The sequence below is a fragment of the Mycolicibacter terrae genome, assembly GCF_010727125.1.
GTDB lineage: Bacteria > Actinomycetota > Actinomycetes > Mycobacteriales > Mycobacteriaceae > Mycobacterium > Mycobacterium terrae.
This window is the reverse complement of the sequence record NZ_AP022564.1, coordinates 1,812,762-1,833,600: the sequence shown is the minus strand read 5'-3', so window position 1 is coordinate 1,833,600 and position 20,839 is coordinate 1,812,762. Positions and strand designations below refer to the sequence as shown.

Sequence of the window (20,839 nt, the reverse complement as noted above, 5' to 3'; positions counted from 1 at the left end):
TCCCTCAGATCATCGAGATCGGCGAGATCTTCACACCGGCCTCCAGTGCGCCGGCCAGTTCGCGCGCCACGTCGTAGTCGAACACCACGTGCCCGCAGATGACGTCGACATCACGTTTGATCCGTTGCAGCGGGTTATCCACGAAATGCACGCTGGCGCCGGAGGCTTCGAGCAGATCGGCGATCACAGCGCGGGATTCGTGCACGATGTGGGCGGCGGCGGCGCGCGCTTCGGCCCGAACCGCTCGGCCGATCCGCTCTCCACTTACGACGGCGTCCTGAAGCCGGCCCACCGTGTCGTCGCGGAGCCCGCGCAGCGCGCGCAACCGCACCCGCGCGTCGCCGAGGCGGATCTGCGCCGCCGGCTGGTTCCTCTGCGCCGCACCGGAATAGGCCAGCACCCGATTGCTCAGTCGCTCCGCGAACAGGTCTGCGACCCGCTCGGCCGACCCGAGGGCCGGCATCGCTGCCACCAGTGCCAGCGCCGGGACCATCGGCCACCGGTAGGCCGAGGCGTTATGCAGCTCGGCGCCCGGCGCGGTCCCTGAGTAGATGTCGACGACTTTGACCAGTCGGTGCTGGGGCACCCAGACGTCCTCGATCACGACGTCGTTGGAACCGGTGGCCCGCATTCCCGCGGTGTGCCACACGTCCTCGACGCGGATATCGGATGCCGGCAGCAGGACCAGCGCCGGGTACGCAGCGCTGTCGGGTCCGCAGATCGCCCCGACCAGGATCCAGTCGGCGTCGGCCACCCCGGTGGCCCAAGACCATCGCCCGGACAGCCGGATCCCGTCGCCGTCGGGCACGCCCCGGCCGGTCGGCGCCAACGGCGCGGGGCACAACACCGGCCCGGATGCGAACACTTCGTCCTGCACCTGCTCGCCGAAGAGCGCGAGCATCCAGTTGTGCAGGGTGTAGAAGCCCAACGTCCAGGCACTCGATGCGCAGCCGTGGGCCATGCGCCGGATCGGGTCGAGGATCTCGGGAAACTCCGCCTGCCGGCCGCCGTAGCGTGCCGGCAGCAGCAGACCGGCCAGACCCGAGCGCCGGTAGTCGTCGACGGTTGCTGCCGGCAACCGGCGCAATTCCTCGGCTTCTGCGGCGCGCTCGGCCAAGCGATCGATGAATTCCCCGGTCAGCGTCGCCGACACCGTCGTCATGCCCGGACCGTACCATACCTTTTGGTATGTAGGTCAGTGCCGCAGCATCACGTCCAGGAACTGTTCGCGGCGGCCGACCGCGCGCGGGCTGGGCCGCGAACCGGACAGGTGCAGAAAGCCGATGCCCGCGGCGAACGTGGCGTTGGCGCGCATATCGGCCTCATCGGGGTCGAAGCCGTCATCGAGAAAGACCTGGCGGACGGCCTTGAGCACCCGCCGATCCGACGTGCGCACCGCTTCGGCGGCGTTCTCCTCCGAGCGCGCCCATTCGCGCATCGCGCGTTCCAGCATCCAGTGCCGCGGCCCGACCAGCGAGGTCATCATTCGCGAGAGCCGTTCGCGCGGCGGCAACTCCGACAGGTCGTCGAAGTCGTCGCGGTCCTCGTCGCGGACGGCCGCCCAGGTGTCGACCAGGGCCTGCCGGTAGGTCTTCATGTCGGCGAAGTGCCAGTAGAAGCTCCCCTTGGTGACCCGCAAGCGTCGGCAGAGCCGGTCGATGGTCAGGGCCTTGAGCCCGTCCTCGGCCAGGATGCGGAATCCGGCCTGCACCCAGTCCTGCACCGACAGTCGGGGACTCGTGGAGGCTGCGGCCATGCCGAGTCAGGATACTGACCCGGGAGCGCGCTGCATAGGCGTTCCCGGGCTTGTCGGCCACCTAGGCGCGGGTTTCCGTTTCCTGCAGCGCCCGCCGCGCGTAGGCGCGTACGTCGGCGTCGCTGTCCTTCACCGCGATACTCAACGCATCCCGCGCGGCGACGTCCGACCCGGCCCAGCGTGTCAGCCCCAGCACCGCGGCTTTGCGAACGTCGAGGTGCGGATCGTCGAGCGCGAGGGACAGACGGGGCACCGCCATCTCCGCGTGCGAGCCGCCCAGCGCTCGTGCCGCGCCGACCCGCACCTGCCACGCCGACTCGCCCAGCGCCGGTTCGACGACAGCGACATCGTCATCGCCGCAGCCGATTTCGCCGATCGCGGCCAGTGCCGCGGCACGCACCAGCGGATCGGGGTCGCCGATCAGCTGCCGAACGGTCTCGGCTCCTGAACGCAACGTCGCGCACGCATTGGCAACCGCGATACGCACCTCGCGGTTGGCGTCATCGGCGGCGGTGGTCACCGCCGACGCGTCGTCGACCGAGACCAGCGCGCGCACCGCCTCGATGCGCACCCGATGGTCGGGATCGGCCAGCGCAGCGCGATATCGCGCCGGGTCGCCGACGCGCCGGCTGGACAGCAGATAGACCACGCAGGCGCGCACCACCGGGTCTGAGGAGTCCAGCCGGGCACCGGCTGTCGCGGGGTCGGCCACCACCTCGACCAGCTCACGCACACCGTCGGCGGCGGTCCTGCGCACCGCGGCGTCATCGTCGGCGAGCGCGGCGAACAATACCGATTCGTATCCGCTCGGGACGTGTTCGCTCAAGGCGGCGACCGCGGTGCGCCGCACTGCGGGGTCGGGATCGCCGAGGAAATCGGCGAGTTCGGCCAGCGTCGGCTCCTCCAGGGCGACGACGGTCGCGATCCGCGGCGACGGCGGGTGCGAGGCGACCTGCTGGGTGAGTCGCGACCGTGCGTTCGCCGGCGCCTGGCCGTGCATCAGCGGCGGTTGCGACACCGGGCGCACCGACTGGTCGGCCGGCGGCAGCCCGTCGAACTCGGGCACCGCGACGAAATACGGTGCAACTGGGCGTTTGAGGAACTCCATCGTTCCGTCGGGGCATTTCCGCACGTTGAGGTGATACCCCCACTGCCTATCGTCGCGGCCGGGCAGGTCGGCGCGCTCGTGGTAGAGACCCCAGCGCGATTCCGTACGGGTCAGTGACGTCCGGGCCGCCAGTTCGGCGCAGTCCCGGATGAACGACACCTCGGCCACCCGCATCAACTCATGCGGGGTGCGCGCGCCCATCTCGGCGATCTCGCCGCGCATCCGCTCGAATGTCTGCACTGCCAGCGACAGTTTGACCGCGGTCTTCGGCGGGGCCACGTAGTCGTTGACGAACCGGCGCAGCTTGTATTCCACCTGCGGTTGCGGCGGCCCGTCGGGGTGGCGCAGCGGACGGTAGATCAACTCATGAGCGTCGGCGAGCTGATCGGCCGGAAGGTCCTGCGGGGCCGCGGTATCAGCCAGGGTGGACGCCGCGTGCGCGCCGGCCAGATCGCCGAAGACGAAGGCGCCGATCATGTAGTTGTGCGGTACACAGGCCAGATCGCCCGCCGCGTACAGGCCGGGGACGGTGGTGCGGGCATGTTCGTCGACCCACACACCCGAGGCGGAATGCCCAGAGCACAGCCCGATCTCGGAGATGTGCATCTCCACGTCGTGGGTGCGGTAGTCGTGGCCCCGGTTGGCGTGAAAGGTCCCGCGGGTGGGCCGCTCGGTGGTGTGCAGGATGTTCTCCAGCGCCGAAAGGGTCTCGTCGGGCAGGTGCGAGACCTTGAGGTAGATCGGGCCCCGCGCGGAATCGATCTCCGATTTGACTTCGGCCATCATTTGGCCGGACCAGTAGTCGGAGTCGACGAACCGCTCCCCCAGCGCATTGACCTGGTAACCGCCGAACGGGTTGGCCACATAGGCGCAGGCCGGCCCGTTGTAGTCCTTGATCAACGGGTTGACCTGGAAACATTCGATGCCCGACAGCTCGGCGCCGGCGTGGTAGGCCATCGAGTAGCCGTCGCCGGCATTGGTCGGGTTCTCGTAGGTGCCGTACAGGTACCCGGAGGCGGGCAGTCCGAGACGCCCGCACGGCCCGGTGGCCAGCACCACCGCCTTGGCGCCCACCGCGACGAATTCGCCGGTGCGGGTGTGGAATGCGGCCGCCCCGACCGCACGGCCGGCGTGGGTGAGCACCCGTACCGGCATCAACCGGTTCTCGATGCGGATCTTCTCGCGCATGGCCCGCTGCCGCAGCACCCGGTAGAGCGCCTTCTTGACGTCCTTGCCCTCGGGCATCGGCAGCACGTAGGACCCGGAGCGGTGCACCCGGCGGACCGCGTACTCGCCATGCTCATCCTTTTCGAATTTCACGCCGTAGCGTTCCAAGCGTTGCACCATGGCGAAGCCGCGGGTGGCGGTCTGGTACACCGTGCGCTGGTTGACGATTCCGTCGTTGGCGCGGGTGATCTCGGCGACGTAATCCTCGGGCTCGGCCTTGCCGGGGATGACGGCGTTGTTGACGCCGTCCATGCCCATCGCCAGCGCACCGGAGTGCCGCACGTGGGCCTTCTCCAGCAACAGTACCTGCGCGCCGTGCTCAGCGGCGGTGAGTGCGGCCATCGTGCCGGCGGTGCCGCCGCCGATCACCAGCACGTCGCAGTCCAGCCGCAACGGTTGCGCCGCATCAGGTATCGCGATCATGAATAGTCCAATGCGGCGAGGAGTTCGGTGCGCAGCTCGGGTTCAGCTCGACCGCTGCGCGGTGCGGGCACGTCGACCAGGGCCCGCAGCGGTTGGCCGGCGCGGCCCAGCACCGCCACCCGGTCGCCCAGCGCCAGCGCCTCGTCGACGTCGTGGGTGACGAACACGATCGTGGTCGGATGCGTTTGCCAGGTGTCGATCAGCAGCGCCTGCATGGCGGCGCGGGTAGCACTGTCCAGCGCACCAAACGGCTCGTCCATCATCACTGCGCGTGGCGCCCCGGCCAGGCCGCGGGCCAACTGCACACGTTGGCGCATCCCGCCCGAGAGGCTTTTGGGCAGATAGCCACCGAACCCGTCCAGACCCAACTCGGCGATCCAGCGCTCAGCCTGAACCCGGCGCCCGTGGCGCGGCACCCCGCGCAGCCGCAACGCCAGCTCGATGTTGGAGCGCACCGAACGCCACGGCAGTAACGCGTTGTCCTGAAACACCACCCCCCGATCACCGGAGGTGGTGGTCACCAGGGCCTCGTCGGCCAGGACCCTGCCGCGCTCGGGCGCCAGCAGGCCCGCCAGCGCGCGCAGCACCGTCGACTTGCCGCACCCGGAAGGTCCGGTCAATACCAGGATCTCGCCGGGGCGCACCGCCAGACTCAGCTCGTCGATGACCGGGGCATCGGTGTAGGACAACCGGACCCGTTCCAGGGTCAGGCTCATGCCCGCGGTCATCGTGCGTCCTCGTCGCTGCGGGGCAGCCACCGGGTCAGCCGGCGCCCGGCCAGCTCCACCGCCGCCGACGTCGCGAATCCGAGCACACCGATGGTGATGATGCCGACGAACACATCCGGATAGGCCAGCACCGTGTAGGCCTGCCAGGTGCGGTAGCCGATGCCCAGCCGGCCGGAGATCATCTCCGCGGAGATCACGCAGATCCACGACACCCCCATCCCGACCGACAACCCGCCGAACAGCCCGGGCAGGATTCCGGGAAAAACGACCTGGCTCAACACCTCCCACCGTCCGCCGCCCAGGGTGCGGACCGAGTCCTCCCACAGTGTCGGCAGTGCGCGCACCGCGTGCCGGGTGCTGACCAGGATCGGGAAGTAGGCCGCCAGGAAGGTGATGAAAACGATGCCCTGTTCACCGGCCGGGAACAGCAGGATCGCCACCGGGACGACGGCGATCGCCGGGATGGGACGGACCAGTTCGGTGAGCGGGCCCACCACGTCGGCCGCCACGCGGGATCGGCCCAGCAAGATGCCGGTGGCGACCCCGGCCGCCGCGGCCAGCCCGAATCCGGTGAGGATGCGGATCAGCGACTGCGCCAGGTCCAGCCAGTATTGGTCGGTGCCCAGCCGGCGCACCAGGGTCGTGAAGACCTCGTCGACGGTGGGCAGGGTGTCGAAGCGTAGCCACCACCGCACGTCGGCGGCGGTCAACAACTGCCACAGCCCGATTGCTGCGGCCACCGACGTCAGCCGCAGCAGCCAGGCCCGCCGTGCCGGCCGCGGCCGGCGCGGCGCCGCGTCGACGGGGACCGACGTGGCCGGGGCACCGGCGATGACCGCGGTCACGCCGCACCCGCCAGGGCCTGCTGGTAGTCCAGTGCAACGGCGCCGGTATGCGCGGCGAGGTAGCGTTGCGCACCCGCGGTGGTGTCGAACGGCAGGTAACGCGCACCATCGCGGACCCACGCGGATTTGTCGGCGTACCAGCGGGTGCCCAGTTCGGCGTCGTGGACATAAGCCGCCCGGACGTCATCGCCGCGGGCGTTTGCGGCCCGCACGGCTTGCAGCAGCGCCGTCGGATCACCGACCGTCACCGTGGTGTCCGCACCGTCCAGCCACAGTTCGCCACCGGTCGTCGCGGGTTTGTCGATGCCGGCGGCTGCCTTGGCGTAGTCGAGTTTTCGCTCGGCGAACGCCGCGCGCAGCGGCCCGTCGACGACGAAGTCATCGACGTCGAGGTCGTCGAAGTCGCCGATCGACTTCAGGTAGGGCACATCGTTCTTCAACGCCTCGATCAGCGCCGGCTTGAGGGTTGGGTCGAACGATGTTCCGCCCGGACCGTTGTAGAGATAGACGACCTCGTGCGGCAGCCCGCTGTCGGCGGCGACGATCCGGGCCGCCTCCAACGGTTTGCGTTTCAGGAAGTCGGTGGCGTCGAGCTGAGCCTGCAGGAACGCGTCGAGCACCTCCGGGTGGAGCTGCGCGTAGGCGCGACGCACCACCACACCGTGCAGGGTCGGGTAGTTGAGCTCGGCTCCATCGTAGAGAAGCTTCGCGCGGCCCTGATAGACCAGCAATCCGGGCCAGGCCACGAATTGCGATAGGCCTTGGACCTGACCGGATTCCAGCGACGAGGCGCCGACCTGTGGTTGCTGGTTGAGCACCTCGACTTGTGCGCCGGTGCCGGCCAGTGCACGCAGCAGAGTACCGTGACCGGCCGAGCCCACGCTGGCCGAGACCTTGGCCCCAGCAAGGTCGCTCAGCTTGGCGGTCCGCGAATCCGGCGCCACCACAACCATGTTCAGCGCGCCGGCCGGGTGATAGCCGGTCACCGAGACCAGCTGAGTGCGGGCCTGCGCATTGGCCTGCGTCCTGACCCCGTTGACCAGCATCGGGTAGTCGCCCATCGAGCCGATGTCGATCTTCTCGGCGAGCATCTGCGCGGTGATCGGCGCTCCGGTGTCGTAGTCCTGCCAGTCGACCCGGTATCTGGTGCCGGTGCGGGCCGTGATGTCGGCGAGCCGGCGCTCCAGGTAGCCGCGGGCACGCAGCAGGGTGCCGGCGGTCGCGGTGTTGATGGTCTTGGACTGGTAGCCGATCACCACCTCGACGGAATCACCCGACGGCGCAGAGTCGAATGAACAGCCCGCTGCGATGACGGTGGCGCAGGCCAGCATGATCACGGATTTCTTCATGAAACACCTTGGTGGTCAATGCGTTCAGCGGATGAGGTAGGGCATGTTGACGGTGACCGCGCCGGTCGGGCACCGGGCGGCGCACGGACCGCAGTACCAGCACTCGTCGACGTGCATGAACGCCTTGCCGTTGTCCGGGTTGATCGCCAGGGAGTCCAGCGGGCAGATGTCGACGCACAGGGTGCAGCCCTCGATGCACAGCGATTCGTCGATCGTCACCGGGACGTCCGAGCGGCTGTTGACCAGCGTCATGGGATGCTCCTTGTCAGTTTGCCGCGCATGGTGACCCGGTCACCACGCATCCGGATGTATTCGAGATCGACGGGCTTACCGTCGGCGAGACTGGTGAGGCGTTCCAGCATCAGCAGCGCCGCGCCGCCGAGAATCTGCAGGATCGCCGCCGAGTGCGGGTCGGCCGGAATCGCCTCCAGCGCCAGGCTGGCGGCACCCAGCCGCTGCCCGCTGATCCGCTCGAGCAGCGGGAAGACATCATCAGCCTCCAGCGGATGGGCCAGTACGGCGGCGCCGATGTCGGGAGCCAGATAGGTCTGATCCAGGCTCAGCGGCACGTCGCCGAGGTAACGCAGCCGTTCGATGAACACCACCTGCGAACCGGCATCGAGCAACAACCGCCGGGCCACCGATGGCGGCGCGGAAACCGTGGTCGCCACCCGCACTTCGTTGCGCACCTGCCCGTGACCGTTGAAGGTCTCCTGCAGGCCGAGCAGAGCGTCCAGGTCATGGTCGTATTTGTGCTGCGCCACATGGGTACCGATTCGGGGCCCCCGGTGGATCAGCCCTTCGGCCTTCAGCGCTGCCAGCGCCTCACGGATGATGTTGCGGGAGACGGTGAATTCGGCGGCCAACTCCGGTTCGCCGGGCAGTCCGTCGGCGTAGGCGCCGCAATGGATCTGGTGACGTAGCACATCGGCGACCTGCCGCGCCCGGTCCGCGCGGCGGATCGGTGGTGCTGCGACGTGGGCTTCGGCCATGCAGACACGCTAAAGGCGCAGGGACCGGCAACGACAGCACAGCGAATTCTGCTGATCAACGGGCCAATTCATTGCGCCACCCCGGCGGGCGCGGCTGCCAGCGGAAATCTGTCGCCCCGCGGGTATTGCGCCGCAGCGGCACCGGCGGCCCGGTTAACAATCGCGGTGAGGCAAATCGCTGCCGCGGGCGTGCGCGAAACGGGCCAACGCCTCCGGGGTGAACACCGCCAGCCCCAGCTCGGGGTTGTAGCCGTGGATCTCCTTGACGTCGAGTTCGGCGAGGAAGTACAGGATGTCCTTGGAGATCACCTGTCCGGGGACCAGCACCGGGAAACCGGGCGGGTAGGGCACGACGAAGGTGGTCGACACCAGGGTCTTGCCGTCGGCGACACGGCGGCCTGCATCCCCGAGCAGCACATGTTCGCGGTCGGACTCCTCGTAGCCGCCGTAGAACGCCGATCGCATATCCCCGAATGAGCTTGCGCCATTTGGCCGAAACGCATGATCGAACTCACTGAAGTCGGGCAGCGGCGGCAGATCCTCGGTGATCTCCACGACGCGGCGCTGCTGCAGGGCGCGATCGTCGGTGCTGGCCGCGTTCCAGCTCCGGTCGAATTCGGTGGCAACCCGTCGCAGCGCGTCGAGCAGGTAGTGCACGCTGGACCAGGTCACACCGATCGTGAAGATCAGCAGCACCGAGTTGATCGACGTCTTGTTGATCTGAATCCCGAACCGCTGCATGAGGATCTTCTCGCGAAAGTCATAGCCGTTCATTCCGGTCTTGCCGACGAACAGGGTGACCCGGGTCGGATCGAGCACGAACTCGTCGGAACGCCAGGCCTCGTTCCACTCCTCCAGCGCGCCCTGCCGGACCTGCCGATAGGAGCTGACCGTCGACGACCGGAACCGGTCGGGCACCAGGTCATCCTCGTCGAGGATGCGGAACCACTTGCTGATCAGCCGGTCCTTGCGGACCCGGTGGCGAAACACCAGCGCCATGTCGTAGACCCGGCGGACCATCTGAAAGCCTTCGATGTCGACCTGCCGGCGGGCCAGGTCCAGCGACGCCAGCAGCTGCTGATTCGGCGAGGTGGAGGTGTGGGTCAGAAACGCCTCGGTGAACGTTTCGCGGGCCAGCGCGTTGAAGTCCTGATCCCGGATGTGGATCATCGACGCCTGGCGCAGCGCCGACAGCGACTTGTGGGTGGAGTGGGTGGCATAGACCCGCACCCGCGCCGAGGGGTCGGGCAGTAGCCGGTGCTCGCTCCACTGGTCTCGATCGATACCCGCCATGGTGGACCGCCAAGCCGCGTACTCCCCGGCGTAGCGGGCCGAGGACAGCATGGTCTCGAGCCGTTCGGCCGCAACCATCGCGGTTCGCTGCCGGGCCCACGGCACCGCGGTCGCGAACGCGTACCACGCCTCGTCCCACAAGAAGCAGATGTCCGGCTTGATCGCCAGGATCTCCTCCATCACCCGCTGCGGGTTGTAGACGACGCCGTCGAACGTGCAGTTGGTCAGCAACAACATCCGGACCCGGTGCAACTGCCCGGCGGCCTCCAGGTCGAGCAGGGCGCGTTTGATGGTGCGCAACGACACCGCGCCGTAGACCGCGAACGGCGCCAGCGGATAGGCGTCCAGGTACATCGGATACGCCCCGGCCAGCACCAGACCGTAGTGGTGCGACTTGTGACAGTTCCGGTCGATCAGCACGATGTCACCGGGCCGGGTCAATGCCTGCACGACGATCTTGTTGGCCGTCGAGGTCCCGTTGGTGACGAAGTAGGTGCGGTCGGAGTTCCAGGTCAGCGCGGCCTTGTTCATCGCGACTCGGATGGTGCCGTGCGGGTCCAGCAGCGAGTCCAGCCCGCCGGATGTCGACGAGGTCTCGGCCATGAAGATGTTGCGGCCGTAGAACTCCCCCATATCCTGCAGGGAGCGCGAGTTGAAGATGCTCGCGCCACGCGCCACCGGAAGCGCATGAAACTGGCCGACCGGCTCGTTGGCGTAGGCCCGCAGCGCGTCGAAGAACGGTGTGGCATAACGCTTGCGGATGCCGGCGAGCACGGTGCTGTTCAGGTCGGTGACGTCATTGAGCCGGTAGAAGGTGCGGTCGTAGACGTCGGGCTCGTCCTCGGTATCGGCGGCGATCGACTCGTCGGTGAGCAGGTAGAGGTCGATGTGGGGTCGCAGCAGGCGCATCCACTCGCCGCATTCGATGGCATCGCGGCCGCAGTCGATGATCCCGGCGTCGTCGTTGGCGCCGAGCAGCGTGTTCATCAGCGGCACCCGGTCGCGCGACCGCAGCGGCAGATCGTGCCGAACGATCGCCGCCTGGATCTCACCATTGAGGGCGACGGCGGTGACGGCGTCTTCGACGCTGGAGACCACGAGCAACTCGATCTGCACCTCGTCGTCGGGCCTGCGCAGCGCGCGCAGGCTTTCCGCGAGGCTCTCGGGGACGTCCTGCGGCGAGTCGTCGGCCAGCAGCACGGTGTAGAACTGCTGCTGGCGGGCCTGGGCCACCAGCTCCTGATCGGACAGCGGCGAGCCGAGGTCGAACAGCGCCGCCCGGTCCCCGTAGTCCGACAGCAGCCGTACCACCAGCGACACCTGATCGCGAAGCGAAACGGTCGCCATCGTCTCGAGGTGGCCGCGGAAGGCGGCCAGGTTCGCGGCGCCGGGGAACAGCCAGTACCGCTCATAGGCGCCGAGCCGGTCCAGCAGGCGTTTCACCCGGGCGGCGTGGTGGGTGGTGTCCAGGCCGGTCCGATTAGCCTCGGCCAGTTGCCGGCAGGCGTCGTCCAGCAGATTCCAGGTGTCGACGCGGGAGTACGACGGGTTCGCCACCGCCGCCAGCGCCGAGACCCGCAACCGCCGGCGCTGCCCGTCGCTGTCCGGGCTCATAGAGCCAGTCTGGCCTGAGTCTGTTCGGGACGGGGCGCTTTCGCCCGACGCCCGGCTAGGGGCTTTGGCCCCACGATCGAGAAACCGAAGACCATGTCGCTGCGACACGGCCGTGGGTAGCCTCGGTCACGTGGGTGATATCGCCGAGATCGACGCCTATACCTCCGCGCTGGCCGGAGCACAGACGGCCGAGGAGGCGTGCGACCGCCTGAGCGCCGCCGGATGCGCGGCCGCGGTGCAGGACGAATCGGTGGTCATCGGCGACGGCGAGGCGACGGCCACCCCCTTCGAGGGCGTCAATCAGATCGGCGACGCCTTTTACCTGTGGCGCCTGCTCGACCGGGACGGCGAACTCGTGCGGTGCGTCCCGCGCGGGCCGAACGGCAGCTGCCCGCCCCGGCACTGACGCCGGCTACTTTTCGACGTCGAGGCGGGTGATTCGACGGTACCCGCCGCCCCGGCCCGACCTCGGGCCTGCGCCGGCCACCATTCGATTCGTCTCAGAGTGAGACGCAGAAGCGCCGAATCCACGGATTAGATCTGTTGTGCATTAACCCATCCGGCACTACGCCGGTACGCACGCAGGAGGCGCGATTTGAACAGGTAAAGCCCAACGACGGCTATTGCCGGGCGCTGTTCGCGCCCATCGCAATGGCGACCTCATGGACCGCCATGGCGAAGGGCCCAGCCGGCGCACTCACGACCCCGCCAAACCTCCTGATTGCCGGGTTATCTCTTCCCACCTCCACCAAAGGAATTCGACAAATGGCTGCACGCCCGCCCCTGCCCTTTGATTTTTTGCCCGAGGTACCGACGTTCACGGTTACGAGCACCGAGATCACCGACGGCCGGCCGATGCCCATGCCCCAGGCATCCGGGAAGTTCGGCGCCGGCGGCGAAGACTGCTCCCCGCACCTCTCCTGGTCGGGATTCCCGGAGGAGACCAAGAGTTTCGCCGTCACCTGCTACGATCCGGACGCTCCCACACAAAGTGGATTCTGGCACTGGGCCCTCGCGGATATCCCCGCTGATGTGACCGAACTGCCCAGTGGCATTGGTCTTTTAGGAAAGCGCGACTTCACCAACGGCGCGATCTCCCTGGCAAACGATGCCGGCCTTCCCGGGTATCTGGGAGCTGCTCCCCCAGCCGGCCACGGCCCGCACCGCTACATCTTCACCGTGCACGCCGTCGACGTCGCGAGCCTGGGACTTCCCGCCGAAGCGACGCCCGCCTTTCTCGGCTTCAACCTGTTCAGCCACACCCTCGCGCGCGCGACGATCGTCCCCACGTTCGAGCAGTAGCGGCCCACGACGAAATAAAGGCAATAACGATGACCAACCAGAAATTGACGGATCAAAGGGAGTTGTTGTTCCAGGCGCTGGTCCCGACTGAAGCGGCGAACCTCGTGGCTTTGATGGAGAACATCGTCCCCCATAAGGATCCTGAACTCCGCGATATCGTCTTCTACACCGCCCTCTGCTTCGACGCCGGCTTGGCAACCGCCACCGCGTTGCGGACAGAGGTACGGGCTCTGCTGAAAGAACTCGACCAGCAGGCCGTGAAGAATGGGGCAGCCTCCTTCGCCGCGGCAACTGCAGAAATCCAGAAGTCATTACTCACCGCAATAGAGGGTCGCCCGATCTTCCAACAGCTCGTCTACGCGACGGTAAGCGATTTTTACAATCGCCACATCGTCTGGCAGGCCATCGGTTATCCGGGATTAGCCCAGCGGGACGGCCAGGGCTACATAAACCAGGGATTTGATGTTCTCGATTGGGCCGAGGCCACGGTCTGATCGCGAAAAGCGCGAACGCATTGCTTGGATATCGAAAGAAGGTGCCACATGGCTAGAACTCCACTCAAAGTACCCCTGGACGAGGCGGTTGAAGTTGTCGTAATCGGGACCGGAGCCGGGGGCGGCAACGTCATCCGTGAACTCTGCCTCGCAGGCGTACGGGTAGTCGCCCTGGAGGCCGGTCCGCGGTTGGACGCCGACAACGACTTCGAAGAAGACGAAGTCGGGATGTACCACAAACTGAGTTGGCTCGATCCGGTAGGCGTCACCGGACCCGATATCAGCGGAAGCGCAGCCTGGATCTGTAAAACAGTCGGCGGTAGCACAACTCACTGGGCGGGTGCCGCGCTTCGTTGGCAACCTCATGAGTTCAAGGCCAAGACCACCTACGGCGACGTGGAAGGCGCCGACCTCGTCGACTGGCCGATCGACTACGAAACCCTGGCCCCTTATTACGACAAGGCCGAAAAACTTCTCGGCGTGGCGGGCGCTGTCACCCGACTGCCCAAGGGGAACACGAATTTCCTCGCCCTCAAGCGCGGAGCCGACGCCCTGGGAATCGACGCCCATGCCGGAAATATCGCGATCACCACCGAGGACTATCTGGGTCGCGGTATCTGTACGCAACGCGGCTATTGCTTCCAAGGTTGCCGCAATCAGGCCAAGTGGAGCAGCCTGTTCGAAGCGATTCCGACCGCCGAAGACACCGGTTGGCTCGATCTGCGACCGAATTGCCAGGCCCTCACCATCACGACCGATGACGATGGGCGCGCAAGCGGCGTGGTGTATGCCGATCCGACCGGGCGAATCGTCGAACAGAAGGCCCAGTATGTCGTTGTCGCGGGGAACAGCATCCAGACACCTCGACTGCTGCTCAACTCGGCGACCCCACGCTTTCCAGACGGCCTGGCGAACGGTAGCGGCGCGGTCGGCCGCTACTACATGCGGCACTTGACCGCCTCCAGCTTCGCCAAGTTCCAGCAGCCGGTACACGCCTACAAGGGCATCACCATGATGGGGATGGTCGACGAATGGCACGACAACCGGCCCGGCGAGCGCGGGTTCGTCGGCGGATTCCATCTGGAAACGATCTTCCTCGGCCCCGCGTTCACCGCCGTGTTCGTGGCTCCGGGGCCGCTGACATCGACCAGCGGCAGTCGCGCTCTGTGGGGTGAGCAGCTGGCCGACATGATGGAGTCCTACACCCACCTCGCCGGCCTGTGGATCGTCGGAGAAGACATGCCGCAAGCCGACAACCGAGTCACCGTCGACCCGGACCGCAAGGACCAGTTCGGTATGCCGATTCCGGTGGTCAACTACGCCGATCACCCCAACGACTCGGCTATGCGTGAATTCGCCTGGGGTAGGTCTCGCGACCTCTACACCGCCGGCGGCGCGACCACCGTTTGGGACACACCGCCCTACCCGGCCACCCACAATATGGGCACCTGCCGGATGGGTACGGACCCAAGCAGCTCGGTGGTCAACGAGTTCGGGCAGGCCCACGAGGTGCCGAACCTGTTCATCGCCGACGGCAGCGTGTTTCCCACGAGTGGGTCGGAGAATCCGACTCTGACGATCAGTGCTCTGGCGATCCGACAGGCGGAATACATCACGTCGGTGATGGCCGAGGAAATGTCTGGGTAGCCATGGCGTGTGCAGATGGGTGCGGGAGATCAACAACGCGGACTGAGCTTCAGGTCAGGGTGTTTCACAATTTCAATGAGTCACCCATTCCGTTCCATGCCGACGACCAGCTCCGTCAGGTGGCGCAGTTCGGTATCAGCATGGATGCGGAGGCGACACCGGACACGGTCCAGACATTATTGTCCATCGTGGCCGATCAACTCAATCGTGATGCGCCGAAGGCACTTTGGGGAAAGGACCACAGATTCAGGCGCGATCACACCTTGTCCGTCGGAGACGTGGTGACCATCGGTGACCAGGCTTGGGCCCATGAGCGGACAGGCTGGCGGCGAGTGACGCTGCTGAACGACCAGATCTGGGTGGAGATTGGGCGCACCAGAGGCGGCGATCCGCTGCTGTCTCGTGTGTGAGAACTACGCCCGATGCCTCAACGAACTCCGGTGACCGACGCGGTGGCCGAAGATGCGGGCGATCGAGCCCCCGATGTACTCGCACGGTCCGTTGATCCGCTCGCCGACGTGGAGCGCAGGGTGCTCTGGCTCTCGACAGCGATGATCCACCACGCCAACGTGGTTCGCCCGAACCCGTCGCGGATCAAAGTCGGCGGACACCAGGCGTCGTGCGCATCGCTGGTGACGATCATGACCTCGCTCTGGTTCGACCAGCTGCGTCCAGAGGATCGGGTTTCGGTCAAACCGCATGCGGCACCGGTGCTCCACGCGATCAACTACCTGCTGGGAAATCTCGACCGGAAATACCTGACGACGCTGCGAGAATTCGGCGGCCTGCAGTCCTATCCGAGCAGGGACAAGGATCCCGACCCCGTCGACTATTCCACGGGTTCGGTGGGCATCGGTGCCACCGCACCGATTTGGGGCGCGGTCGCCCGGCGCTATGTCAACACGGTCGCCGGTCAGACCGGCTCCGGCCGGCAGTATTCCCTGGTCGGAGATGCTGAGTTGGACGAGGGCGCGGTGTGGGAGGCGATCATGGATCCCTCGACCGCCGAACTCGGCGAAGTCGTGTGGATCATCGATCTGAATCGACAGTCGCTGGACCGCGTCGTCCCCAGTATCGCCGCGGGGCGGCTGGAGGCGATGTTCGCCGCCGCAGGCTGGCAGGTCATCGTCGTGACGTTCGGCAGTCTGCTGCGAAGGCTGTTCGCGCAACCCGGCGGCTCGGCCCTGCGCACCCGGCTACTGGAAATGCCCAATCCCGAATACCAACGGCTGCTGCGCTGCAACCCGGAGACATTGCGCACCCGGCTGCCGGGCGACGGGGCCGACGCCGACGCGATCTCAGGACTGATCGCCGATCTCGACGACGCCACCCTCACCGACGCGATCAGCAACCTCGGTGGCCACGACCTGGAGGCGCTCCGCGCCGCCTACGCGCAGATCGACGACGCGCGGCCGACGGTGATCATCGCCTACACCGTCAAGGGCTACGGGCTGCCCTCGCAGGGCCATCCGCAGAACCATTCCTCGCTGCTGACGGTTGAACAGTTCCGCCGGCTGGCTGCCGATCTGGGCGCAAACCCGGAGAAGCCCTGGGACCGTTTTGAACCGGACTCCCCCGCGGGACTCTTATGCGCCATGGCCGCGGCACGGTTGCACCGCCGCGAGCCTGATCACGTCGCGCCACCGCTGGTGCCCACCGATATCGGCCGAACGCCGAAGGGCGTCTCGACGACACAAGCCGCGCTGGGACGAGCGCTTCTCGACCTGACCAGGGAGGCGCCACAGGTGGCCCGGCGCGTCGTCACAGTCAGCCCGGACGTCAGTTCCTCTACCAACCTGGCCGGGTGGCTGAACAAGGTCGGCGTGTGGTCGCCGACTGAACGACCGGACTGGTTCGCCGACGACCCCGAAACGATCATGCACTGGCGTGAGAAGCCGACGGGCCAACACATCGAGCTCGGTATCGCCGAGGTCAACCTGGTGGGGCTGATGAGCGAGCTCGGCGCCACCTGGAGCCGGTGGGGTCACGCCCTGTTTCCGATCGGTGTGCTCTACGACCCGTTCGTCGAACGAGCGCTCGAGCCATGGTCATTCGGCATCTACGCCGGCGGACAATCCATCCTGGTGGGCACGCCCTCCGGCGTCAGCCTGGCCCCGGAGGGCGGTGCGCATCAATCGATCAAGACACCGTCGATCGGAATAGAGCAGCCCGGTTGCGTCAGCTACGAACCGGCGTTCGCCATCGAGGTGGAATGGTCCCTGTTAGAGGCTATTTCACGCTTGGGGCATCCCGGCGGCAGCTCCTCGTATCTTCGGCTGTCCACCCGACCGGTCGACCAGACCCTGGCGGCGGTGCCGTCAGATCCGGCCGCCCGGGAACGGCGCCGCCGCCAGGTGCTGGCCGGCGCCTACACGCTGCGCCCCGTCAATCGCCCGCAGGTGCAACTGGTCGGCATGGGGGCCATGATCACCGAAACACTCGAGGCCGCGGACCGGCTGGCCGAGTCGGGAATCCGCGCCGAGGTGGTCTGCGTAACGAGCCCGAGCCGGTTGTTCGACGCGATCCAGGCGCGCCGTGGTTTGTGCGACGCACCGACCTGGGTCCTCGAACAGGTCTTCCCCGCCGCGCGGTCGGCGCCGATGGTGGTGGTGCTCGACGGCCACCCCCACACCCTGGCCTTCCTGAGCGCCGTCAACCAGGTACCCATCGTGGCCTTGGGAGCCACCAGGTTCGGCCAATCCGGCGACCTCGACGAGGTCTACCGGTACCAGGGCATAGACACCGATTCCATCGTTCGCGCCGCACTCGACGTCATCGCGTGATGCGTGAGGCCCCGAGCTGTCAAGCCGGCGCCGACGGGTCGGGGAGAAACTGGTCGCGCAGGGCGGCCAGCTCCTCATCGCGACGCCGCGTACTGCGGGCGTCGGGAATGGGCGACGAGACGATGCCCAGCGCGCCCAGCAACTCACCCGCGGGTATCGAGGGATCCTGCTGACCGATCACAGGACCCAGCCCCTGTTCCGCCAAGTGCTTGAACACCAGGTTGACGATCGTCCAGGGGTTATACGCGACTGGCACTGAATCCGCTGACAATTTCACGGCCGGACCTCCGTTGATTCCTTCACGGCAACGACTTGACGGTAGGCGGCCCCACATAGTGTGCGATGTCTCAATTTAAGACGCTCGAGCAGTAGGCCCTACTGCACTCTGATCCCGGTAGACGCGAGCGGACCGCACGCTCAGGCGACTACAGCCCAATCGATAAAAGGAGAGGCGATGACACGTCAAAGCGTGGCGAGGGCCCACCAGAAAATACAAGAACTGTCCTGGGACCCCCTGTATCACGAGCCGGTGGCGCAGTACGGGACCGATTACAAGTTCCACAAGGCGAACAAGAAAGACCCGCTGAAGCAGGTGCTCCGGTCCTACTTCCCGATGCAGGAGGAGAAGGACCACCGGGTCTACGGAGCCGCCGACGGTGCTATCCGGGGCAACATGTTCCGGCAGGTGCAGGAGCGCTGGATGGAGTGGCAGAAACTCTTCTTGTCGATCATCCCGCTGCCGGAGATCTCGGCCGCCCGGGCCATGCCGCTACTGGTGGACACGGTTCCGAACCCCGAACTGCACAACACCCTGGCGATTCAGATGATCGACGAGGTGCGGCACTCGACGATTCAACAGAATCTCAAGCGCATCTACATGAACAACTACATCGACCCGGCCGGCTTCAACTCGAGCCTCCGGTGCTTCCAGAACAACTACGCGGGCACCATCGGGCGCCAATTCGCGGAGGGGTTCATCACGGGTGATGCGATCACGGCGGCCAACATCTATCTGCAACTCGTCGCCGAAACGGCATTCACCAACGTCTTGTTCGTCGCAATGCCCGGCGAGGCGGCGGCGAACGGAGACTACCTGCTTCCCACGGTGTTCCACTCCGTGCAGTCCGACGAATCACGCCACATCAGCAACGGCTACGCAACCCTGCTCATGGCGCTGTCCGACGAGGACAATCGTGAACTGCTCGAGCGCGACCTGCGTTACGCATGGTGGAACAACCACTGCGTCGTCGACGCGGCGATCGGCACCTTCATCGAGTACGGCACCAAGGACCGGCGCAAGGACCGCGAAAGCTACGCCGAGATGTGGCGCCGGTGGATCTACGACGACTACTACCGTAGCTACCTCGTTCCTCTCGAAAAGTACGGACTGAAGATTCCGCACGATGTGGTCGAAGAGTCCTGGAACCGTATCTGGAACAAGGGCTACATCCACGAGACCGCCCAGTTCTTCGCCACCGGCTGGATGTGGAACTACTGGCGAATCGACCCGATGACCGACAAGGACTTCGAGTGGTTCGAGTACAAGTACCCGGGCTGGTACGACAAGTACGGCGCCTGGTGGGAGAACTATGCGCGGCTGTCGAAGCCGCGTGGGAATCTGCCCATCGCCTACGAAGACGTCAACTACTACTACCCGCACCGTTGCTGGACATGCATGGTTCCCTGCATGATCCGCGAAGACATGGTCTGCGAGAAGGTCGACGACCAGTGGCGGACGTACTGCTCGGAGAACTGCTACTGGACCGACGCGGTTGCCTTCCGGGAGACCTACAACGGACGTCCGACGCCCAACATGGGCAAGCTGACCGGCGCTCGGGAATGGGAGACGCTCTACCACGGCTGGAACAACGCCGATCTCATGGCGGATGGCGGGTACGTGCGCGCCGACGGCAAGACGTGTACCGCACAGCCTCACCTGAGTCTGGACCCGAAGGACATGTGGACGCTTGACGACATCCGGAAGGCTCCGCCGGCCCAGAGTCCCAATGTCCTGATCAACGAAATGACCGATTCCGAGCGTGATCTGTGGGCTAAGGATTACCGACTCGGCGGCCCCGGTGGGCGTTACGCAGACCCGGCGGCGGTCCCGGGCGCGAAGCGCACCGCGTAGCGGTTCCATGACGGGGAGGGATGTTTCGGCCACAGCGCGCCCCGAACATCCCTCCCCCTTGGGCCAGTAAGGAATTGAAGGAGAAGACGATGGCAGAAGAGCACCTCGTGCGCTTCGAACCGGTGGACCTCGAGATCAAGGTGCCCGAAAGTAAGACGATCCTGCAAGCCGCATTCGACCAGGGCATCATGCTGATGCACGGCTGCAAGGAGGGACAGTGCGCCGCGTGTAAGTCGTTCCTCCTGGAGGGTGACCCGGACGATGTCGAGCACGACAAGTATTCGACATTCGCCCTGCCCGACTTCGAACGCGACGAAGGACACGTCCTACTCTGCCGTGCGCACGCGTACGGCGACCTGACGATCGAGCTGCTCAATTACGACGAGGAGGTCATCAAGTCGGGGATACCGATCCAGGACGCGACGGTCGAGGTGGTGTCGAAAGAGAAGGTCACCCGCGATCTCTGCAATCTTGTTCTGCGACTGGTCGATCCGCCGGCGATGAAGTTCTTCCCAGGGCAGTATGTCGACTTCAAGATACCCGCCACCGACACGTTTCGGTCGTTCTCGATGGCCAATACCTGCAACGGCGAGAGCGACCTGCTCGAGTTCGTCATCAAGATCTACCCGGACGGCTTCTTCTCGCAGATCCTCGAGAATCAGATCGAGGTGGGTGACCGCCTCGAGATCAACGGCCCCTACGGCATGTTCACCCTGCGTGACAATCCCGGCGCCGATCTGCTGTTTCTCGGTGGAGGCGCCGGCATGGCGCCGATCCTCTCCCTGCTCCGCTCGATGGCCGAACGCGGCATCGACCGGCCGGCGCGCTTCTACTACGGCGCCCGCACGGAGAGCGATCTGTGCTTCGAAGACGAACTGCACGGCTTCGAATCGACGTTTTCCGATTTCCGTTACATCCCCGCGCTCTCCGATGCGGAAGGCGACAGCGACTGGGACGGAGCGACCGGCTTCATCACCGATGTCGTCCGCCGCGATGAGACGAACCTCGACGGCACCGACGTCTACATCTGCGGTCCTCCGCCCATGGTGGAGGCGGCTCTCGAGATTCTGCCCTCGCTCGGAGCCAACGAGAAACGCATCTTCTTTGACAAGTTCACCACCACCGGTGAACCCGAAAACTCCTAACA

18 protein-coding genes are annotated in these 20,839 nt (G+C 66.1%); 8 read left to right on the top strand and 10 right to left on the bottom strand.

All coding sequences use genetic code 11. The features are described from left to right. Positions 1–4: 4 nt before the first annotated feature. The 9 genes from G6N23_RS09000 to G6N23_RS08960 all read right to left on the bottom strand — a co-directional run bounded on the left by G6N23_RS09000 (position 5) and on the right by G6N23_RS08960 (position 11,335). Positions 5–1,162, bottom strand: coding sequence for an acyl-CoA dehydrogenase family protein (locus G6N23_RS09000; RefSeq protein WP_085259588.1), 1,158 nt, complete (start codon positions 1,160–1,162; stop codon positions 5–7). 33 nt (positions 1,163–1,195) lie between these two features. Then, the gene (locus G6N23_RS08995; protein WP_085259589.1) at positions 1,196–1,756 is read right to left on the bottom strand and encodes a TetR/AcrR family transcriptional regulator; all 561 of its coding nucleotides are present in this window, start codon (positions 1,754–1,756) and stop codon (positions 1,196–1,198) included. 61 nt (positions 1,757–1,817) lie between these two features. Then, positions 1,818–4,514 carry a fumarate reductase/succinate dehydrogenase flavoprotein subunit gene (locus G6N23_RS08990; protein WP_085259590.1) on the bottom strand — a complete coding sequence of 899 codons (2,697 nt, stop codon included), beginning with the start codon at positions 4,512–4,514 and terminating at the stop codon, positions 1,818–1,820. Next, complete coding sequence (locus G6N23_RS08985; protein WP_085259591.1) at positions 4,511–5,242, bottom strand: ABC transporter ATP-binding protein; 732 nt, start codon at positions 5,240–5,242, stop codon at positions 4,511–4,513. Before G6N23_RS08985 ends, G6N23_RS08990 begins: the two co-directional genes overlap by 4 nt. Then, positions 5,239–6,087 (bottom strand): ABC transporter permease, encoded by an 849-nt coding sequence (locus G6N23_RS08980; RefSeq protein ID WP_085259592.1) that lies wholly within the window; start codon positions 6,085–6,087, stop codon positions 5,239–5,241. The genes G6N23_RS08985 and G6N23_RS08980 overlap by 4 nt, the downstream gene beginning before the upstream one ends. Beyond that, entirely contained in the window at positions 6,084–7,436 is a 1,353-nt protein-coding gene (locus tag G6N23_RS08975; protein WP_085259593.1) for an ABC transporter substrate-binding protein, read from the bottom strand. Before G6N23_RS08975 ends, G6N23_RS08980 begins: the two co-directional genes overlap by 4 nt. A gap of 24 nt (positions 7,437–7,460) precedes the next feature. After that, positions 7,461–7,688: a 4Fe-4S dicluster domain-containing protein gene (locus G6N23_RS08970; protein WP_085259594.1), complete on the bottom strand. Its 228-nt coding sequence runs from the start codon at positions 7,686–7,688 to the stop codon at positions 7,461–7,463. Further along, the gene (locus G6N23_RS08965; protein WP_085259595.1) at positions 7,685–8,428 is read right to left on the bottom strand and encodes a GntR family transcriptional regulator; all 744 of its coding nucleotides are present in this window, start codon (positions 8,426–8,428) and stop codon (positions 7,685–7,687) included. Before G6N23_RS08965 ends, G6N23_RS08970 begins: the two co-directional genes overlap by 4 nt. 153 nt (positions 8,429–8,581) lie before the next feature. Further along, a complete protein-coding gene (locus G6N23_RS08960; RefSeq protein ID WP_085259596.1) occupies positions 8,582–11,335 on the bottom strand; it encodes an aminotransferase class I/II-fold pyridoxal phosphate-dependent enzyme in 2,754 nt (917 codons plus the stop codon). A 130-nt stretch (positions 11,336–11,465) separates the two neighbouring features. Here G6N23_RS08960 and G6N23_RS08955 point away from each other — a divergent pair, with 130 nt between their 5' ends. The 6 genes from G6N23_RS08955 to G6N23_RS08930 all read left to right on the top strand — a co-directional run bounded on the left by G6N23_RS08955 (position 11,466) and on the right by G6N23_RS08930 (position 17,561). Next, positions 11,466–11,741: a hypothetical protein gene (locus G6N23_RS08955; protein ID WP_085259597.1), complete on the top strand. Its 276-nt coding sequence runs from the start codon at positions 11,466–11,468 to the stop codon at positions 11,739–11,741. Between the two features lie 359 nt (positions 11,742–12,100). After that, positions 12,101–12,637 (top strand): YbhB/YbcL family Raf kinase inhibitor-like protein, encoded by a 537-nt coding sequence (locus G6N23_RS08950; RefSeq protein WP_085259598.1) that lies wholly within the window; start codon positions 12,101–12,103, stop codon positions 12,635–12,637. A gap of 29 nt (positions 12,638–12,666) precedes the next feature. Further along, entirely contained in the window at positions 12,667–13,131 is a 465-nt protein-coding gene (locus tag G6N23_RS08945) for a gluconate 2-dehydrogenase subunit 3 family protein (RefSeq protein ID WP_085259599.1), read from the top strand. A gap of 48 nt (positions 13,132–13,179) precedes the next feature. Then, entirely contained in the window at positions 13,180–14,778 is a 1,599-nt protein-coding gene (locus G6N23_RS08940) for a GMC family oxidoreductase (protein ID WP_085259600.1), read from the top strand. Between the two features lie 59 nt (positions 14,779–14,837). Then, positions 14,838–15,188: a hypothetical protein gene (locus G6N23_RS08935; RefSeq protein ID WP_085259601.1), complete on the top strand. Its 351-nt coding sequence runs from the start codon at positions 14,838–14,840 to the stop codon at positions 15,186–15,188. Positions 15,189–15,329: 141 nt separating this feature from the next. Continuing rightward, positions 15,330–17,561 (top strand): thiamine pyrophosphate-binding protein, encoded by a 2,232-nt coding sequence (locus G6N23_RS08930; protein WP_234808497.1) that lies wholly within the window; start codon positions 15,330–15,332, stop codon positions 17,559–17,561. Positions 17,562–17,580: 19 nt separating this feature from the next. Here G6N23_RS08930 and G6N23_RS08925 read toward each other — a convergent pair whose 3' ends face one another. Then, entirely contained in the window at positions 17,581–17,817 is a 237-nt protein-coding gene (locus G6N23_RS08925; protein WP_095173901.1) for a hypothetical protein, read from the bottom strand. A gap of 198 nt (positions 17,818–18,015) precedes the next feature. Here G6N23_RS08925 and G6N23_RS08920 point away from each other — a divergent pair, with 198 nt between their 5' ends. Together G6N23_RS08920 and G6N23_RS08915 are read left to right on the top strand one after the other, a co-directional pair. After that, positions 18,016–19,692 carry a ferritin family protein gene (locus G6N23_RS08920; RefSeq protein ID WP_095173903.1) on the top strand — a complete coding sequence of 559 codons (1,677 nt, stop codon included), beginning with the start codon at positions 18,016–18,018 and terminating at the stop codon, positions 19,690–19,692. Positions 19,693–19,781: 89 nt separating this feature from the next. Beyond that, positions 19,782–20,837 carry an NADH:ubiquinone reductase (Na(+)-transporting) subunit F gene (locus tag G6N23_RS08915; RefSeq protein ID WP_085259604.1) on the top strand — a complete coding sequence of 352 codons (1,056 nt, stop codon included), beginning with the start codon at positions 19,782–19,784 and terminating at the stop codon, positions 20,835–20,837. Positions 20,838–20,839 lie beyond the last annotated feature (2 nt).

Excerpts from the sequence above, each read along its gene's own strand:
- G6N23_RS09000 (WP_085259588.1), bottom strand. The coding sequence starts at position 1,162 with ATGACGACGGTGTCGGCGACGCTGACCGGGGAATTCATCGATCGCTTG.
- G6N23_RS08995 (WP_085259589.1), bottom strand. The coding sequence starts at position 1,756 with ATGGCCGCAGCCTCCACGAGTCCCCGACTGTCGGTGCAGGACTGGGTG.
- G6N23_RS08990 (WP_085259590.1), bottom strand. The coding sequence starts at position 4,514 with ATGATCGCGATACCTGATGCGGCGCAACCGTTGCGGCTGGACTGCGAC.
- G6N23_RS08985 (WP_085259591.1), bottom strand. The coding sequence starts at position 5,242 with ATGACCGCGGGCATGAGCCTGACCCTGGAACGGGTCCGGTTGTCCTAC.
- G6N23_RS08975 (WP_085259593.1), bottom strand. The coding sequence starts at position 7,436 with ATGAAGAAATCCGTGATCATGCTGGCCTGCGCCACCGTCATCGCAGCG.
- G6N23_RS08970 (WP_085259594.1), bottom strand. The coding sequence starts at position 7,688 with ATGACGCTGGTCAACAGCCGCTCGGACGTCCCGGTGACGATCGACGAA.
- G6N23_RS08965 (WP_085259595.1), bottom strand. The coding sequence starts at position 8,428 with ATGGCCGAAGCCCACGTCGCAGCACCACCGATCCGCCGCGCGGACCGG.
- G6N23_RS08960 (WP_085259596.1), bottom strand. The coding sequence starts at position 11,335 with ATGAGCCCGGACAGCGACGGGCAGCGCCGGCGGTTGCGGGTCTCGGCG.
- G6N23_RS08950 (WP_085259598.1), top strand. The coding sequence starts at position 12,101 with ATGGCTGCACGCCCGCCCCTGCCCTTTGATTTTTTGCCCGAGGTACCG.
- G6N23_RS08945 (WP_085259599.1), top strand. The coding sequence starts at position 12,667 with ATGACCAACCAGAAATTGACGGATCAAAGGGAGTTGTTGTTCCAGGCG.
- G6N23_RS08940 (WP_085259600.1), top strand. The coding sequence starts at position 13,180 with ATGGCTAGAACTCCACTCAAAGTACCCCTGGACGAGGCGGTTGAAGTT.
- G6N23_RS08930 (WP_234808497.1), top strand. The coding sequence starts at position 15,330 with ATGATCCACCACGCCAACGTGGTTCGCCCGAACCCGTCGCGGATCAAA.
- G6N23_RS08920 (WP_095173903.1), top strand. The coding sequence starts at position 18,016 with ATGACACGTCAAAGCGTGGCGAGGGCCCACCAGAAAATACAAGAACTG.
- G6N23_RS08915 (WP_085259604.1), top strand. The coding sequence starts at position 19,782 with ATGGCAGAAGAGCACCTCGTGCGCTTCGAACCGGTGGACCTCGAGATC.